At 58.9% G+C, this 16,437-nt stretch carries 15 protein-coding genes and 1 tRNA gene; 10 read left to right on the top strand and 6 right to left on the bottom strand.

Annotated features, from left to right (window positions below; translation table 11 throughout):
- The 4 genes from ACI2KA_RS23415 (at position 1) to glpK (ending at position 4,692) form a co-directional block, all read left to right on the top strand.
- Complete coding sequence (locus ACI2KA_RS23415; RefSeq protein WP_404504860.1) at positions 1–921, top strand: carbohydrate ABC transporter permease; 921 nt, start codon at positions 1–3, stop codon at positions 919–921.
- Positions 922–923: 2 nt separating this feature from the next.
- Positions 924–1,217, top strand: coding sequence for a DUF2160 domain-containing protein (locus ACI2KA_RS23410; protein WP_404504859.1), 294 nt, complete (start codon positions 924–926; stop codon positions 1,215–1,217).
- A 74-nt stretch (positions 1,218–1,291) separates the two neighbouring features.
- Positions 1,292–3,013, top strand: a complete 1,722-nt coding sequence (locus ACI2KA_RS23405) for an extracellular solute-binding protein (protein WP_404504858.1) — start codon at positions 1,292–1,294, stop codon at positions 3,011–3,013.
- A 155-nt stretch (positions 3,014–3,168) separates the two neighbouring features.
- Positions 3,169–4,692 carry a glycerol kinase GlpK gene (gene glpK, locus ACI2KA_RS23400; RefSeq protein WP_404504857.1) on the top strand — a complete coding sequence of 508 codons (1,524 nt, stop codon included), beginning with the start codon at positions 3,169–3,171 and terminating at the stop codon, positions 4,690–4,692.
- Between the two features lie 32 nt (positions 4,693–4,724).
- Here glpK and ACI2KA_RS23395 read toward each other — a convergent pair whose 3' ends face one another.
- Positions 4,725–5,585: a LysR substrate-binding domain-containing protein gene (locus ACI2KA_RS23395; protein WP_404504856.1), complete on the bottom strand. Its 861-nt coding sequence runs from the start codon at positions 5,583–5,585 to the stop codon at positions 4,725–4,727.
- Positions 5,586–5,683: 98 nt separating this feature from the next.
- Here ACI2KA_RS23395 and ACI2KA_RS23390 point away from each other — a divergent pair, with 98 nt between their 5' ends.
- Positions 5,684–6,694 carry a bile acid:sodium symporter family protein gene (locus ACI2KA_RS23390; RefSeq protein WP_404504855.1) on the top strand — a complete coding sequence of 337 codons (1,011 nt, stop codon included), beginning with the start codon at positions 5,684–5,686 and terminating at the stop codon, positions 6,692–6,694.
- 66 nt (positions 6,695–6,760) lie between these two features.
- Here the strand turns inward: ACI2KA_RS23390 and hspL are convergent, their stop codons facing one another.
- Positions 6,761–7,243 (bottom strand): heat shock protein HspL, encoded by a 483-nt coding sequence (hspL, locus tag ACI2KA_RS23385; protein WP_404504854.1) that lies wholly within the window; start codon positions 7,241–7,243, stop codon positions 6,761–6,763.
- 368 nt (positions 7,244–7,611) lie between these two features.
- On the opposite strand from hspL, the gene ACI2KA_RS23380 reads away from it, so the two are divergent.
- A complete protein-coding gene (locus tag ACI2KA_RS23380) occupies positions 7,612–8,553 on the top strand; it encodes an alpha/beta fold hydrolase (protein WP_404504853.1) in 942 nt (313 codons plus the stop codon).
- 20 nt (positions 8,554–8,573) lie between these two features.
- On the opposite strand, the gene hisN is transcribed toward ACI2KA_RS23380, so the two are convergent.
- Complete coding sequence (gene hisN, locus ACI2KA_RS23375) at positions 8,574–9,350, bottom strand: histidinol-phosphatase (RefSeq protein WP_404504852.1); 777 nt, start codon at positions 9,348–9,350, stop codon at positions 8,574–8,576.
- A 310-nt stretch (positions 9,351–9,660) separates the two neighbouring features.
- Positions 9,661–10,545 (bottom strand): N-formylglutamate amidohydrolase, encoded by an 885-nt coding sequence (locus tag ACI2KA_RS23370; protein ID WP_404504851.1) that lies wholly within the window; start codon positions 10,543–10,545, stop codon positions 9,661–9,663.
- 182 nt (positions 10,546–10,727) lie between these two features.
- On the opposite strand from ACI2KA_RS23370, the gene cpdR reads away from it, so the two are divergent.
- From cpdR to ACI2KA_RS23350, 4 genes are all read left to right on the top strand, one after another.
- Positions 10,728–11,090, top strand: coding sequence for a cell cycle two-component system response regulator CpdR (cpdR, locus tag ACI2KA_RS23365; protein WP_003497910.1), 363 nt, complete (start codon positions 10,728–10,730; stop codon positions 11,088–11,090).
- A gap of 81 nt (positions 11,091–11,171) precedes the next feature.
- Positions 11,172–11,246 (top strand) — tRNA-Val (locus tag ACI2KA_RS23360).
- Positions 11,247–11,644: 398 nt separating this feature from the next.
- Positions 11,645–13,042, top strand: a complete 1,398-nt coding sequence (locus ACI2KA_RS23355) for a cache domain-containing protein (protein WP_404504850.1) — start codon at positions 11,645–11,647, stop codon at positions 13,040–13,042.
- A complete protein-coding gene (locus ACI2KA_RS23350; RefSeq protein WP_404504849.1) occupies positions 13,039–13,671 on the top strand; it encodes a response regulator in 633 nt (210 codons plus the stop codon). Before ACI2KA_RS23355 ends, ACI2KA_RS23350 begins: the two co-directional genes overlap by 4 nt.
- A 66-nt stretch (positions 13,672–13,737) precedes the next feature.
- Here the strand turns inward: ACI2KA_RS23350 and ACI2KA_RS23345 are convergent, their stop codons facing one another.
- Together ACI2KA_RS23345 and ACI2KA_RS23340 are read right to left on the bottom strand one after the other, a co-directional pair.
- Positions 13,738–14,850 carry a TRAP transporter substrate-binding protein gene (locus tag ACI2KA_RS23345; protein WP_404504848.1) on the bottom strand — a complete coding sequence of 371 codons (1,113 nt, stop codon included), beginning with the start codon at positions 14,848–14,850 and terminating at the stop codon, positions 13,738–13,740.
- Between the two features lie 76 nt (positions 14,851–14,926).
- A complete protein-coding gene (locus ACI2KA_RS23340; RefSeq protein ID WP_404504847.1) occupies positions 14,927–16,432 on the bottom strand; it encodes a TRAP transporter large permease subunit in 1,506 nt (501 codons plus the stop codon).
- Positions 16,433–16,437 lie beyond the last annotated feature (5 nt).

Below are 16,437 nucleotides of genomic sequence, written 5' to 3'. Positions count from 1 at the left end.
ATGAGTGCCTCGAATGTCACCACAGGCGTGGAGCGCAACGGCATCGGCAATCCGCCGGCAAGAGCCGCGGCGGCGGGACGGCCCGGTCTTGCCGTCAATGCGCGCCGCCGCCATCACGGGCCATCGCGGTTTTCCTGGCTGGTGCCGACGATCTATATCCTGCTGCTGCTGGTGCCGATCTACTGGCTCGTCAATATGAGCTTCAAGACGAACGCCGAAATCGTGTCGTCGATGACGCTTTATCCGCATCAGCCGACGCTGCAGAATTACCGGACCATCTTCACCGATTCATCCTGGTATTCGGGCTATATCAATTCGATCATCTATGTCGTCATGAATATGGTGATTTCGGTGGCGGTGGCGCTGCCGGCGGCTTACGCCTTCTCGCGCTATCGTTTTCTCGGCGACAAGCACCTGTTCTTCTGGCTTTTGACCAACCGCATGGCGCCGCCCGCCGTCTTCGCGCTGCCGTTCTTCCAGCTCTATTCGGCCTTCGGGCTGATCGACACGCATATCGCCGTGGCGCTGGCGCATTGCCTGTTCAACGTGCCGCTGGCGGTGTGGATTCTCGAAGGTTTCATGTCCGGCGTGCCCAAGGAAATTGACGAAACCGCCTATATTGACGGCTATTCCTTCCCGAAATTCTTCGTGAAGATCTTCATGCCGCTCATTGCCTCCGGCATCGGCGTCGCCTGCTTCTTCAGCTTCATGTTCTCGTGGGTCGAACTTCTGATCGCCCGCACGCTGACGACAACGGACGCCAAGCCGATTGCCGCGACCATGACGCGCACCGTTTCCGCCGCCGGCATGGACTGGGGCCTGCTTGCCGCCGCCGGCGTGCTGACCTTGATCCCCGGTGCGCTGGTGATCTGGTTCGTGCGCAACTACATCGCCAAGGGCTTCGCGCTGGGGAGGGTTTGACCATGATGCACATGCCCGATTTTTCATGGATGGCGTGGACCTGGCAGACGACGGCCTTTTTCGGCGCAATCGCGCTGCTGCTCATCGGCATGTGGTTCTGGGAATATCTGTCGCCCGGCGGCAATCCCCGCCTCGGCCTGTTGCGCTTCGAGACCACGCGGGGTGACCGACTGTTCATCTCGCTGCTCGGCAGCGCCTTCATTCATCTCGCATGGCTCGGGCTGGTTGGCCCGAACCTGTGGTGGGCTCTCGCTCTGTCCGCGGTCTACGCCATCGGCGTTTTCCGTTTCGTCTAGAGCAGGAAAAGGTGCGGCGGAGGAAAACCGCACCCGCAGACTTCATGCAATCGCAAACCCCTGGGAGGACTGATATGCGACGGCATCTGATGACGACGACGGCGGCCATGCTGCTGGCAATGACGGGTTCCGCTTTCGCCGGAATGGAGGAAGCAAAGCAGTTTCTGGACAAGGAAATCGGCGACATGTCGTCCCTTTCCCGTGCGGACCAGGAAAAGGAATTGCAATGGTTTGTCGATGCCGCGAAGCCTTTCGCAGGCATGGACATCAAGGTCGTTTCCGAATCCCTGACAACGCATGAATATGAATCCAAGGTTCTGGCTCCGGCCTTCACCGCGATTACCGGCATCAAGGTCACGCATGACATCATCCAGGAAGGTGACGTTGTCGAAAAAATCCAGACCCAGATGCAGACCGGCCAGAACCTTTATGACGGCTGGGTCAATGACAGCGACCTCATCGGCACCCATTGGCGTTACCAGCAGGTGCGCAACCTGACGGACTTCATGGCCAATGAAGGCAAGGACGTGACCAACCCCGGTCTGGACCTCAAGGACTTCATCGGCAGCGCCTTTACGACGGCCCCGGACAAGAAGCTCTACCAGCTTCCCGACCAGCAATTCGCGAACCTCTACTGGTTCCGTTACGACTGGTTCAACAACGAGAAGAACAAGGCCGATTTCAAGGCCAAATATGGTTACGACCTCGGCGTGCCGGTCAACTGGTCGGCCTATGAGGATATTGCCGAATTCTTCACCGGCCGCGATGTCGACGGCAAGAAGGTCTTCGGCCATATGGACTACGGCAAGAAGGACCCGTCGCTCGGCTGGCGCTTCACCGATGCCTGGCTTTCCATGGCCGGCAATGGCGACAAGGGCCTGCCGAACGGGTTGCCGGTGGATGAATGGGGCATCAAGGTCAATGAAAAGTCGCAGCCGGTCGGCTCCTGCGTGGCGCGCGGCGGTGATACCAACGGTCCGGCTTCGGTCTATTCCATCGAGAAATATCTCGAATGGCTGAAGAAATATGCGCCGCCGGAAGCACAGGGGATGACCTTCTCCGAATCCGGTCCGGTGCCGGCACAGGGCAACATCGCCCAGCAGATCTTCTGGTATACGGCGTTTACCGCCGATATGGCCAAGCCCGGCCTGCCGGTCGTGAACGAGGACGGTTCGCCGAAATGGCGCGTCGCACCTTCGCCGCATGGCGTCTACTGGAAGGACGGCATGAAGCTCGGTTATCAGGATGTGGGTTCTTGGACGCTGATGAAGTCCACCCCCGATGACCGCGCCAAGGCCGCATGGCTTTACGCGCAGTTCGTGACCTCCAAGACCGTTGATGTGAAGAAGAGCCATGTGGGTCTGACCTTCATTCGCGATTCCACCATCCATCACCAGAGCTTCACGGACCGTGCCGCCAAGCTCGGCGGTCTTGTCGAGTTCTACCGCTCGCCCGCCCGCGTGCAGTGGTCGCCGACCGGCACCAACGTACCTGACTATCCGAAGCTGGCACAGCTCTGGTGGCAGGCAATCGGCGATGCGTCGTCGGGTGCGAAAACCGCTCAGGCGGCAATGGACTCACTCTGCGCCGAGCAGGAAAAGGTCATGGCCCGTATCGAGCGCGCCGGTGTGCAGGGCGATATCGGTCCGAAACTGGCGGAAGAACATGATATTGATTACTGGAACAAGGACGCCGTTTCGAAGGGCCATCTGGCGCCGCAGCTGAAGATCGCCAACGAAAAGGAAAAGCCGGTCACCGTCAATTACGACGAACTGGTCAAAAGCTGGCAGAAGTGATTTCTGCGTGACATGAAGCATTTCCAGTAAAACTGCGTAGTGGTTTTACGTCCGGAAAATGCATGAAAACAAAGATACGGAGCACGTCCGGCGACGTGTTCTGAAACCGGGGCGGCTTGCCGCCCCGGTCATTGCGTCTGAAAGGGAGTGGCATAATGGGCGGTTATATTCTGGCGATCGATCAGGGAACGACATCGACACGGTCGATGGTCTTTGATCGCGACATGCGGGTCATCGGTGTCGGACAGCGAGAATTTCCGCAGCATTTTCCAGCTTCCGGCTGGGTCGAACATGATGCCGAGGATATCTGGAAAAGTGTGCTCGAAACCATTCGGCTGGCGCTGGCCGATGCCGGTATCGCCGCATCCGATATCGAGGCGATCGGTATTACCAACCAGCGCGAAACGACGGTATTGTGGGACCGCAACACCGGCGAGGCCGTGCACCGGGCCGTGGTCTGGCAGGATCGCCGTGCCGCGCCGGTCTGCGAGGATCTGAAACGGCGCGGCCTGGAGCCGCTGTTTTCGAAAAAGACCGGGCTGCTGCTCGACCCCTATTTTTCCGGCACCAAGCTGAAATGGCTTCTGGATAGCGTCAGCGGCCTTCGCGAAAAGGCGGTGAAGGGAGACATCTGCTTCGGCACGGTCGATAGTTTCCTGATCTACCGCCTCACCGGCGGCCGGCGCCATGTGACCGATGCCACCAACGCCTCGCGTACGTTGATCTACAATATCGAAGACAATGCCTGGGATGACGAACTGCTGTCCATCCTCGACATTCCCCGCGCCATGCTGCCGGAAGTGCTGGATTGCGCCGCCGATTTCGGCGTGACGGACAAATCGCTGCTGGGCGCGGAAATCCCGATCCTTGGCGTTGCCGGCGACCAGCAGGCGGCGGTGATCGGCAATGCCTGCTTTGAGCCGGGCATGATGAAATCCACCTATGGCACCGGCTGCTTCGCGCTTCTCAATATCGGCACGGACCGCGTGGCCTCCACCAACCGGCTGCTGACGACAATTGCTTACCGTCTCGATGGCGTGACGACCTATGCGCTCGAAGGTTCGATCTTCATTGCCGGGGCGGCCGTGCAATGGCTGCGTGACGAGCTTGGTTTCATCTCGGTTGCGTCCGAAGTCAGCGCGCTTGCCGAAAAGGCCGATCCCAACCAGCGTGTCTATCTGGTGCCGGCCTTCACCGGTCTTGGCGCACCCTATTGGGATGCCGAGGCGCGCGGTGCGATTTTCGGCCTGACGCGCGGCACCGGCCCTGCGGAATTCGCGCGTGCAGCGCTGGAGAGTGTTGCTTACCAGACGTTCGATCTCCTGGATGCCATGCGCAAGGACTGGGCGGGTGACAATGGCAAGACGGTGCTGAGGGTCGACGGCGGCATGGTCGCTTCCGATTGGACCATGCAGCGGCTGGCGGATATTCTTGCGGCACCGGTCGACCGGCCGGTCTTTCTGGAAACGACCATTCTCGGCGCGGCCTGGCTTGCGGCCTCCCGCGCCGGCATCTGGCCGGACCGCAAGGCCTTTGCCGACCATTGGCGGCGCGACCGCCGCTTCAGCCCGGATATGGAGGAGGGGGAGCGCAAGAACGCCATTGCCGGTTGGCGCGACAGTGTCGGCCGCTGCCTCTCGAAACGGGAAAACTGGAGCATTTCCAGTAAAAGTGCGTAGCGGTTTTACGTCCGGACAATGCGCAGGGAAATCTATACGAAGCTGCCGGGTGCGATGCTCTTGCTGGACACGAGATCGGAGAGCGCACGCACCAGCTTCGTATCCGTACCCTTGCTCGGCTGAAGCACGAATTCCACATCCTCCAGTGTTGGCAGCACATCCGCCGCAATTTCCTTGAGGCCGGCGGGCGCCATGCTGCGGGGCTGTACCAGAACGCCCATGCCCGCCCTTGCCGCTGCGGTAAGTCCGCTCAGGCTGCCGCAGGTGCAGACGATCCTCCATGGAAGTCCGGCCCGGTCCAATGCTTCCTGCGCTGCCTTTCTGGTAATGCTCGGCGGTGGAAAGGCGATCAGCGGCAAGGCGTCCGGCTGGTTCAGCATGCGCTCCGGGTCCCGCGCCAGCCAAACCAGAGGCTCGCGGTAGAGGAAATGCCCGAGCTTGTCGCCGAGCCGGCGTTTGGCCAGCACCACGTCCAGTTCGCCATTATCCTGCATCTGGTAAAGCACGCCGCTCAGCGACACCGTCAGCTCCAGATCCACCAATGGATAAAGCCGGATGAATTCCTCCAGGATGGCGGTCAGCCGGCTGGCGACGAAATCTTCCGAAACGCCAAGCCGCAGCCGTCCGCGCAGGCGGTTTTCGCTGAAGAGCGAGGAGACCTTGCTGTCGATCTCCAGCATGTTGCGGGCATAACCGAGCAGCGCCTCGCCTTCGCCCGTCAGTTTTACCTGATGGGTGCTGCGTGCAATCAGCCGGCGACCAAGTGCTGCCTCAAGCCTTTGAATATGCTGGCTGACCGTGGATTGGCCAATTCCAAGTCTCTCGGCAGCCAGCGTGAAGCTGCCGGTTTGCTGAAGCATGACAAAGCTGGCAAGATGTTGAAGGTTCAGCATTATCTCAAATCATGATAACTGTTAATCTTTGCATCCGAAATCATGATGAGCGATAGTAACGCGCGTTTCAAGCAAAACCGATGCCGGAAAGACCTCCCATGACCCGCTTTTTGCCCGACCGTTTCACCATGATGCTGGTGGCCACCGTGATTTTGGCGTCCATCCTGCCGATCAGCGGCGAGCCGGCGGAGTATTTCGGTCTTGCGACGAAACTCGCAATCGCGCTTCTCTTCTTCCTGCATGGTGCGCGGTTGTCGAGGGATGTGGTGATTGCAGGCATGCTGCACTGGCGCCTGCATCTGGCGATCCTGCTTGTTACCTTCGGCCTCTTTCCGCTTCTCGGTGTGGCGATCGGCTTCATCCCTGAAAGCATTCTGCCGGCCCCGCTTTATATGGGCGTGCTGTTTCTCTGCGTGCTGCCATCCACCGTGCAGTCCTCCATCGCCTTCACTTCCATGGCGGGCGGAAATGTGCCGGCGGCGATCTGCTCGGCCTCGGCGTCCAATATTTTCGGCATGTTCCTGACGCCATTGCTTGTCGGACTGCTGTTTACGGTTGGCGGCCATGGCGGCGGGTTTTCGCTGGATGCGTTCCTGCAGATTTTCCTGCAACTGCTGTTGCCCTTCATTGTCGGCCAGGTGCTGCAGCCGTGGATCGGTGACTGGATCCGGGCACGCAAGAAACTGCTGTCTCCCGTCGATCGCGGTTCGATCCTGATGGTGGTCTATCTCGCTTTCTCAGACGCCGTCATCGAGGGTATCTGGCATACGTTCTCGTTGAGAGATATTGGCGTGGTCATCGCCATCAACATCGTGCTTCTGGCGCTTGTTCTGTGTGTGACCATGTTCGGCAGTCGTGTGCTCGGTTTCGACAAGGCCGATGAAATCACCATCACCTTCTGCGGTTCCAAGAAGAGCCTTGCCAGCGGCGTACCCATGGCGGGTGCGATATTCGCCGGCCAGAGCATCGGCGCCATCGTTCTGCCGATCATGCTGTTCCATCAGATCCAGCTGATGGTCTGTGCCGTGCTGGCCCAGCGTTATGCCCGCAAGGCCCACGAAAAGGCGGCGATGACGGAACCGGAAGGTGCGGCGGTTTCAATCCGCTGACACGAGAATTTCCGCAAACAAAAACGGCCCCGTCAAGGGGCCGTTCGTTTTGTATGTCAGCAAAGCTTAGTTGACCTGTGCCGGCGAAATCTGGGCTTCGATCGTCTTCGGCGCATCGGCGCTGTCGGACGAGATCGCGATGCGGCGCGGCTTCATGGCTTCCGGAATATTGCGGACGAGGTCGATATGGAGCAGGCCATTCTTCAGGGAAGCGGTCTGGACCTCAACGTGGTCGGCAAGCTGGAAACGGCGTTCGAAGGCACGCGTGGCGATGCCGCGATACAGGAATTCGCCTTCCGTGGCCTTCTCGTCCGCAGCCTTCTCGGCCTTCACCGTCAGCGCATTGGCGCGGGATTCGATACTGAGTTCGGTTTCATCGAAACCGGCAACGGCCATGGTGATGCGATAGGTGTTCTCACCGGTCCGCTCGATATTGTAGGGCGGATAGGATTGGGCCTGCTCGGGTTGGCCGAGGCCGTCAAGCATCGAAAAAAGACGGTCGAAGCCGACGGTGGAGCGGTAGAGGGGGGAAAAATCAACGTGACGCATGGTGTCCTCCTTAAGAAGCGACTGTTTGCGGTTAAGCCCGGCATCCCGTTCTGGCGACGGCCGGACATTTGGCGCGGTCCCGTTCTGGCGACCGCACGAAGGAGATGGGAATGGTCATGCGCGGCGTCAAGGGGTGGCCGCAACATGAACCATGGCTGAACATCCGGTTCCGGCATCGTTCAGTTTGCGGACCATAAAACTGCGCTCATCGGAGACATGCTCCGTGGACAGAAGCAATAACGTCCCTTCTTCTTCTGTCTTACTGGCCGGAACCGCGACTGCTTTAACCGACGGTTCCGGCAATTTTTTCTTTGACCTTCCCGCGCCACCGACCTATCCCGAAAGGGCAGAAAAGCCGGAAAAGACCGATGATCGAAGCCACATTGCGCGCCAGCGAAGACAATCCGGTTCCCGGAAACCACAGCGTCGGATATTTTACCGGCCATGGCGGCAAACAGCTCCGATATGCGATCTTCCGCGCCGGCCGCCACATTGCCCGCGGAACGGTGGTTCTGCTGCACGGCAGGAACGAATGTATCGAGAAATATTTCGAGACCGTCGCGGATCTGACGGCCATGGGCTTCTGGGTCGCGACCTTCGATACTCGCGGCCAGGGCGGATCCGAGCGGCTGCTGAACAAGCCGGGGGCCGGGCATGTGCGGCGGTTTTCAGACTATCAGCGCGACATCAGCCTGTTTCTCGAGCAGGTGGTGCTGCCGGATACGCGGCTGCCCTTCTTCATGATCGCCCATTCCACCGGCGCGCTTGCAGCACTTGCGGCGGCTCCCGGTCTGTCGAACCGGATCGACCGTCTGGCCCTGTGCTCGCCCTTCATTGAACTGGACAGCCAGCAGTCGGTTCCCTCACCCGTCATCCGGCTGGTCGCGACGGCCTTAAGCCTTGTCGGCCTTGGAAGGATTCAACTCGGCAGGGACCAGCGTGAGCGGGATTTCGACGGCAATCCGTTGACCTCGGACGCCCGGCGTTTTGCAAGAAATCTCTCGCTGCACCGGCAGTTTCCGGAGCTTTTCATCGGTGCGCCGACGGCGCGCTGGGTCTATGAGGCTTTAAAGACCATGGCGCGGGTCACCCGTCAGGATCATCTGACGACCATCACCATTCCGACCCTCATTCTGGCGCCAATGCTGGATACGATCACGCCCTACAAGGCACAGGAAGAACTGTCGCGCAATTTTCGGGCCGCCCAGCTTCTTCCCATCACCGGCGCGCGCCACGAATTGCTGCATGAACGCGATGTTTTCCGCAAGCAGGCTCTGGCGGCCGTCGACGCCTTTTTTGCGCCGGAATAAGGCCGCCGAAACGGTGCGGCCTATAGTTTCGACAAAATCGCTAGCGCCTGCTCGTGCACGGCTTTGGAGCCGGCGGCCAGAATGCGGCCGCCATTTTCCGGACGACCGCCGTCCCAGGTGGTGATGACGCCGCCAGCCTGCTCGATCACTGGAATAAGCGCGCCGACATCATAAGGCTTCAGGCCGGATTCGATCACCAGATCGACGTGACCGGCCGCAAGCAGGCAATAGGCGTAACAATCCACACCATAACGGAAAAGGCGGACCTTATCCTGCACCGTGTCGTAAAGGGGCTTTTCTGCCGTGGTGAAAATATGGGGGCTCGTGGTGAACAGCACCGCATCCGACAGCGAAGCGCAATCGCGCGTGTGGATCTTCCGCTCACCGTCGGGTCCGAAATACCAGGCGGCTTCACCATCGGCGAAATAACGCTCTTTCGTGAAGGGTTGGTCCATGATGCCCATGGTGGCGCGGCCGGCTGACTGGAAGCCGATCAGCGTACCCCAGACCGGCACGCCGGAAATGAAGGCGCGGGTGCCGTCGATCGGGTCGATCACCCAGATGTGGTCGCGATCGAGGCCGACATTGCCATGTTCTTCACCCAGAATGCCGTGCTGCGGAAAACGCGCCTCTATGAGCGCACGAATGGCGGTTTCGGCCGCCTGGTCTCCCTCCGTCACCGGATCGTAACCGCCATCCTGCTTGTTGGCGACGGCAATGCCCGTTCGAAAGCGGGGGAGCGTTTCGGCGCTGGCGGCATCGGCAAGTTTGAAGAAGAAATCCCGGTCCGGAAGCATGCGAAACCTCATTGCCTGAATTGTATGGCGTGAATTGTATGGCGAATGCATAGACCGGAATCACGGCCGCCGTCCACTCGTATGGCTGAAGCATGTGCGGTTTCCATATTTTCAGCATAAGCCTAAAAAATATGCACAAAATAAAATGATTGACAATTGTGCACTTACTGCGTAGCGTGACCCTGCAGTCTTTGACTGTAAATACCCTCCTTGGGTGTTTCCTCCCTAGACTTGACCGCGCCAAGGCGCGGTTTTTTTTGCCCGGCAGGCGGCCAGGGTCTGAAGGCTGAGGATATAAGGCAATCTTATTTTATTCGGCGGCGAGCGACGTCTCGATCGCATATTCCGAAACGAAAGCGCCAAGCTGGCGCATGAAGATTTCGAGCGATGCCTGAATGGCCGGGAACTCGTCCTTTTTCAAAAGCGTCTTTTCATCAACATAGAGCGACCGGTTCACCTCGATCTGCAGCGCATGCAGCGAGCGGATGGGCCGCCCGTAATGTTCGGTGATGAAGCCGCCGGCATAGGGCTTGTTGCAGACCGCGATGAAACCGAGTTCCTCGAGAAAATGCAGGGCGGCGCGGGAGACTTCCTGGGAAGCGCTGGTGCCGTAGCGATCGCCGATGATCACATCCGGCTTGAGATTCGAGCCGGCGACGCGGATATTGCCCGGCATCGAATGGCAATCGATCAGCACCGCCATGCCGAAATGGGCGTGGGTGCGTGACAGAAGCCGGCGCAGGCAGGCGTGGTAGGGCTTGTAGATCGTCTCGATTCGCGAAAGCGCCTCATCCACCGGCAGGCGGTGGGCATAGATATCCATATTCTCGGCAACGATTCGCGGTACGGTTCCAAGGCCGCCGGCGACGCGCATGGAGCCGATATTCGCATAAGGCGGCAATGAGCCGTCGAACATGCGCGGATCGAGTTCGTAGGGCTCGCGATTGACGTCCAGATAGGCGCGAGGGAAATTCGCTTTCAGCAGCGGCGCGCCGATCTCGGGTGCGGCGGCGAAGAGTTCGTCGACGAAATGGTCTTCCGAACGCCGGATCTCGTGCGAATCCAGCCGCGCCGATTCCAGGAAGGAAATGGGGTAGCAGCGGCCGCTGTGGGGTGAATTATAGACGAATGGCAGGGTTTGAACGGCAGGCTCCGTTACTTCGAACAGCTCATATTCACCCGTTACCCAGTCCATTCAGTGCCATTTACCATGTCGAAAACAATCGGGATGTTCATGTTGCCAGTTACGGTGCGGCAAGTCCATACTATCGCCCAAGCAGCGCTATACCGATTCACGTGTTCACAGGATATTTACCGTGAAAATCCTACAATCGGGCTAGGGTATTCCAAACATTGAGCAGTTACGGTCACTTAACCATGAATCAGAAAATTCTTCTCGCTGAAGACGACAATGATATGCGCCGCTTTCTCGTCAAGGCGCTGGAAAAAGCCGGTTACAAGGTTTCTTCCTTCGACAATGGCGCAAGCGCCTATGACCGGCTGCGCGAGGAGCCGTTTTCCCTGCTGCTGACCGATATCGTCATGCCTGAAATGGATGGCATCGAGCTTGCTCGGCGCGCCACCGAACTCGATCCCGACCTGAAAGTGATGTTTATCACCGGTTTCGCTGCGGTTGCGCTGAACGCCGATTCGAAGGCTCCAAAGGACGCCAAGGTGCTTTCCAAGCCGTTCCATCTGCGCGATCTGGTGGATGAGGTCAACAAACTCCTTGTGGCGTAAGGCCTCTCAAAAAACCTTCACAAAACCGAAAAAAAGCAGTTGACGCATGAACCGGTTTTGTGGTCTATCCGCCGCCACGGAGGGCGTGTAGCTCAGCGGGAGAGCACTACGTTGACATCGTAGGGGTCACAGGTTCAATCCCTGTCACGCCCACCATCCGAATTCTTGAGTATCAAGGCCTTGCGAAAAATCGCAGGGCCTTTTTACATGGTGCTCCTGAGGATCATCAAACCCTGCGGGACAATCACAATCAAGGCGCTTCGCTGCGCATATCCGGACATCAAGGTCAAGCGAACTCCGTCATGGAGGAAAAGCCCGCATGCGCGCATGAGAATCACCGGCCGAAGCTGGCAGGGGAATTCATCTCGCCTGCCCGCACAAGGGCGGCGTAGTATATGGCTGAGATTGGTGGCAGACGGGTCGCCGCTGTAAGGGAAGAGATATAGCTGGCCCGAATGGGGGCGTCTGGGTGTACCCGCTTTCCTGCGTCTCCGATCTGCGGCATGAAGTGTTATGACGTGAAGAATGCAGGTTGAGTGTGTCGGAGGAGCCGCATGAGACTCAGAAACCAGATTCTCGCATTGGCCATCGGCCCCCTTGTCCTTGCCATCATCATTATCACCGCACTGATTACCTGGCAGTCGATGACGCTGGCGCGAACGAGCATCGATGCCTTTGAACGGAACATGCTTGCCGCAAAGGAAGCTGAGCTCCTCAACCTCACCAATCTCGCCCTTTCGGCGATCCGCTCGGTCTATGACAAAGCGGGGCCTGATGACGAGGCTGCGAAGGAGGAGGTCAAGCGCATTCTGACGGATCTCGATTATGGTACGGATGGCTATTTCTTCGTTTATGATTATGACGGAATGAACGTGGTGCATCCGCGACAGAACTTTCGTCCAGGGAGCAATTGGCTGGATCTTTACGATCCCGACGGCAACCGGGTCATCTATGACCTGATCGTCAAGGCGAAAGAAGGAGGCGGTCTCGTCCAGTACAAATGGGAAAAACCCTCGACCGGGACGATGGCCGACAAGCTTTCTTTTGCAGCCGGTCTCAACAAATGGCGGTGGATGATCGGCACGGGGGTTTATCTGGATGATGTTTTTGCCGCGACAGCGGCGGCGAAGGAGGAAATGCGCCGCTCCATCACATGGAATTTCCTGATTGTCGCACTGTTTGCGGTGCCTGCCGTATTGCTGGTGTTCGCCACCTGCATGCTGCTCAATCTGCGTCAGCAGAGGCTGGCTGACGGACGGCTCAAGGAACTGATGCAGCGGGTTATCGATACCCAGGAGGAGGAGCGCCTGCGCATCGCCAGGGAATTGCATGACGGCATTTCTCAAAATCTCGTCGGGGTTCGCTTTGCGATTGATCTCGCAAGGCGCAAGGTGGCGCCGGACAATGTCGGGGCCGTCGAGGCGATCGGCAAGGGCGCCGTCGCATTAAACGAGGCGATCAAGGAGGTACGCCGTATTTCTCATGATCTGCGCCCCCGCGTCCTCGACGATTTGGGACTGACCGCAGCTCTCGAATCCCTGATTTCAAGTTTTTCGGAGCGCACGGGGATTGCGGCGACGCTCGAATCCGTGGCTTTCAAGAATATGCTTGTTCCCGAGGCGCGCGTTGCCCTTTACCGGGTCGCACAGGAAGCGCTGACCAATATCGAGCGTCATGCCGGTGCAACCCGGGTCGCCATCCGTTTCTCCAGTCGCGATGAGCGTATACAGATGGATGTCAGTGACAATGGCCGTGGTTTCCCGGCTGCCCGAACGGAGGACGGCAGGCCGGCCAACAAGGGGCTTGGCTTGAGAAACATGCAGGAACGCATGACGCATTTCGGGGGCAGGCTGGATGTCGAAAGCTCCGCCAGGGGAACTGTCCTGCGGGCGGTGCTGCCGATTACCGCCATGAAGGATCGCGATAGCCGGTTACAGGAGGCTGCCGAATGACGGTTCATCCGATCCGTGTGCTGCTGATCGACAACCATCCTCTGGTTCTGGACGGATTGAAGGCCGTGCTCGAGACTTACGATCATCTCGCTGTTGTCGGGACCGCGGTGTCCGCTATGGCCGGTATCGACGCCGCCGTCGCCACACGGCCCCATGTGGTGCTGATGGATATCAACATGCCCCAGATCAATGGCATCGATGCTTTGGAACTGTTCAAGGAAAAGCAGCTTTCCACCCGGGTGCTGATGCTGTCGATGCATGACAGCCGCGAATATATCTCGACGTCGGTCATGTATGGCGCCGCCGGTTACATTCTGAAAGACGTGGCGACTGAGGAAATAGTGGCCGCGATCGACGCCGTCGCTGCCGGCGGCACTTATTTTTCTTCCGGCGTCCGTGATGTGCTGATGGAGGGCTCGTCCGGCAGGCTGAAGGCGCTGACGACACGCGAGCAGGACGTTTTGCTGCTGATCGCACGGGGAAAGAGCAATCGCGACGCCGCTCTGGCGCTCGACATTGCCGAGCGCACGATGGAAACCCATCGCAAGAACATCAAGAGGAAACTGGATATAGCGACGACCGCCGGGCTCATCCGCTATGCGATAGAGAACGGGCTTATCAAGAAATAGTCGAGACGGGCTCGAGGCCCCCGGGACGTCGCCGTCCGGGGGACCTCGACAGGATATTGCGCCGGCCTATTTGCCGGCCGTCTGCATCGCATAGCCGTAGCTGTCATAGGTATATTCGGCGACGCGGAACCATTCAAAGCTCTCGTCGCGGAACTTCTTCCAGCCAGGATAGATCTTGGCCCATGCCGGGTATTTCTGGGTGTACTCGTCATACAGCTCGAAGGTCGTTTTGTAGGCGGCGTCGAGCACGTCGCGGGGCAGCGGGCGAAGCTGCGTGCCCTTGGAAACCAGAGAGCGGATCGCATCCTTGTTCTTTACGTCGTAAAGCGCCTGCATGTTGATGTTGGCTGCCTTGCAGGCCGTGTCGAGTGCTGCCTTGTATTCATCGGGCAGCGCCGCATATTGGTCCTTGTTGACGTAGAAATGGATCGTCAGTCCGCCTTCCCAGAAGGCAGGATAATAATAATATGGCGCGATCTGGTAGAAACCGAGCTTTTCGTCGTCATAGGGACCGACCCACTCCGCGGCATCTATAGTGCCGCGTTCCAGCGCCGGATAAATGTCGCCGCCGGGAAGCTGCTGCGGCACGGCGCCAAGCCTGGCAAGCACTTGGCCCGCAACGCCGGCAATCCGCATCTTGAGGCCCTTGATATCCTCGATGCTCTTGATTTCCTTGCGATACCATCCGCCCATCTGGGCGCCTGTGGCCCCACCGGGAATACCGATGATGCCGTAGTCGGACAGGAATTCATTGTAGGCTTCGTTGCCGCCGCCATGGTAAAGCCATGCATTCTGTTGGCGGCCGTTCAGGCCGAACGGAATGGTGGAGCCGATGGCGAATGTCGGATCTTTTCCCGTGAAATAGTAGCCGCAAGTATGCGAAATCTCGACTGTATTGGCTTTCACGGCATCGATGGCCTGAGCGCCGGGAACGATTTCACCGGCCTGGAAGACCTGGATATCGAACTTGCCGCCCGTAATCGCCCTCAATGCATTGGCCATGACGACGGCGCCGCCGTAGATCGTGTCCAGATTGTTCGGAAAACCCGATGTAAGACGCCAGCGAACGCTTGGCGATGACTGGGCTATGGCGGGTGTCGCAAGTGTTGAAACGGCCGCGGCCGCTCCGGCGATCACGCCGCCCGACAAGAAATGTCTGCGACCTGGATTGTCCTTCATAGATTACCTCCTCCTGTTGAATGCGAGCGATGTCTGACGCTTGTTGCGGCCGGGCGCCTGGCGCCCGGTCCGATCGTCAGGGAGTTCCTGGTTTGCCGAAACTCGGTGCGTTGTTGCCTGGCGCCAGGAAAGGATTGGCGAACGGATCGGCGTCCGTACCTGCACCGGGCATCGGCACATTGATATGGATGGCGGAAGGATCGACCTGTTTGGCACCTGATTTGTAGTGCATCACGATGCCGGGGAAGGCGATGATGACGACGACCATGGCGAGCTGGATGAAAAGATAGGGAATGGCGCCCAGATAGATCTGGGTGGAGGTGACCGGCTGGATCGTCTGCCCCGTGATCCTATCCCTATAGGCACGCGTGGGTGCAACGGATCGCAGGAAGAACAGCGAAAAACCGAAAGGCGGATGCATGAACGACGTCTGCATATTGACCGCCAGCATGACGCCGAACCAGATGAGATCGATGCCAAGGGCATTGGCGACCGGTGCCAGCAACGGGATGATAATGAAGGCCAGTTCGAAATAGTCGAGGAAGAAGGCCAGGAAAAACACCAGCAAGTTGGCGACAATCAGGAAGCCGATCTCGCCGCCCGGAATAGAGGTCATCAGGTGCTCGACCCAGACGTGGCCGTTCACGCCATAAAAGGTCAAGGAAAAGACGCGGGCGCCGAGCAGGATGAGAAGAACGAAGGACGACAGCTTTGCGGTGGCGTAAAGCGACTGCTGGATGAGACCGAAATTGAGCTTGCGGTTGGCAAGCGCAAGGGCAAGCGCGCCGACGGCACCCATGGCCCCGCCTTCCGTGGGCGTGGCGATCCCGAGGAAGATTGTACCGAGCACGAGGAATATCAACACGAGCGGGGGCACAAGCGAGGTGACGACCTTGAACAGCAGCTTGGTACCGCGCAGGGTGCGGGCCTCCAACGGCAATGCGGGCACCTTTGCCGGGCTGATGATCGACGTTACGATGATATAGAGCGTATAGGCCGCCACGAGCATGAGACCCGGAATAAGCGCGCCCTTGTACATGTCACCCACCGAACGGCCGAGCTGGTCGGCGAGCACGATCAACACGAGGCTTGGCGGGATGATCTGCGCCAGCGTGCCGGAGGCTGCGATCGTGCCGGCGGCGACTTTGCGGTCGTAACCATAACGCAGCATGATCGGCAGCGAGATTAGGCCCATCGAGATCACGGAGGCGGCGACGACGCCGGTGGTGGCGGCCAGAATGGCGCCGACGAAAATGACGGCGAAGGCGATGCCGCCGCGGACGGGTCCGAACAGCTGGCCGATCGTGTCCAGCAGATCCTCCGCCATGCCGCTCTTTTCAAGGATCAGGCCCATGAAGGTAAAGAATGGTATGGCCAGGAGCGTTTCGTTCGACATCTGTCCGAAGATGCGATCGGGAATGGCCTGGAAGAGTGTGGCTGGCAGCAGGCCGAGTTCGATCCCGATGAAACCGAAAAAGAAGCCGACAAAGGCCAGAGCAAAGGCTACCGGATAGCCGAGCAGCAGCACGATGATGAGCGCCGCAAACATGATGGGCGCAAGATTTTCCGCAAGGAATGCCATTGTTG

The organism is Agrobacterium sp. NPDC089420 (genome assembly GCF_044900305.1).
Lineage (GTDB): Bacteria > Pseudomonadota > Alphaproteobacteria > Rhizobiales > Rhizobiaceae > Agrobacterium.
This window is presented reverse-complemented; position numbering and strand designations above follow the sequence as displayed.

Coding starts and splice junctions, on each gene's coding strand:
- ACI2KA_RS23415 (WP_404504860.1), top strand. CDS start 1: ATGAGTGCCTCGAATGTCACCACAGGCGTGGAGCGCAACGGCATCGGC.
- ACI2KA_RS23410 (WP_404504859.1), top strand. CDS start 924: ATGATGCACATGCCCGATTTTTCATGGATGGCGTGGACCTGGCAGACG.
- ACI2KA_RS23405 (WP_404504858.1), top strand. CDS start 1,292: ATGCGACGGCATCTGATGACGACGACGGCGGCCATGCTGCTGGCAATG.
- glpK (WP_404504857.1), top strand. CDS start 3,169: ATGGGCGGTTATATTCTGGCGATCGATCAGGGAACGACATCGACACGG.
- ACI2KA_RS23395 (WP_404504856.1), bottom strand. CDS start 5,585: ATGCTGAACCTTCAACATCTTGCCAGCTTTGTCATGCTTCAGCAAACC.
- ACI2KA_RS23390 (WP_404504855.1), top strand. CDS start 5,684: ATGACCCGCTTTTTGCCCGACCGTTTCACCATGATGCTGGTGGCCACC.
- hspL (WP_404504854.1), bottom strand. CDS start 7,243: ATGCGTCACGTTGATTTTTCCCCCCTCTACCGCTCCACCGTCGGCTTC.
- ACI2KA_RS23380 (WP_404504853.1), top strand. CDS start 7,612: ATGATCGAAGCCACATTGCGCGCCAGCGAAGACAATCCGGTTCCCGGA.
- hisN (WP_404504852.1), bottom strand. CDS start 9,350: ATGCTTCCGGACCGGGATTTCTTCTTCAAACTTGCCGATGCCGCCAGC.
- ACI2KA_RS23370 (WP_404504851.1), bottom strand. CDS start 10,545: ATGGACTGGGTAACGGGTGAATATGAGCTGTTCGAAGTAACGGAGCCT.
- cpdR (WP_003497910.1), top strand. CDS start 10,728: ATGAATCAGAAAATTCTTCTCGCTGAAGACGACAATGATATGCGCCGC.
- ACI2KA_RS23355 (WP_404504850.1), top strand. CDS start 11,645: ATGAGACTCAGAAACCAGATTCTCGCATTGGCCATCGGCCCCCTTGTC.
- ACI2KA_RS23350 (WP_404504849.1), top strand. CDS start 13,039: ATGACGGTTCATCCGATCCGTGTGCTGCTGATCGACAACCATCCTCTG.
- ACI2KA_RS23345 (WP_404504848.1), bottom strand. CDS start 14,850: ATGAAGGACAATCCAGGTCGCAGACATTTCTTGTCGGGCGGCGTGATC.
- ACI2KA_RS23340 (WP_404504847.1), bottom strand. CDS start 16,432: ATGGCATTCCTTGCGGAAAATCTTGCGCCCATCATGTTTGCGGCGCTC.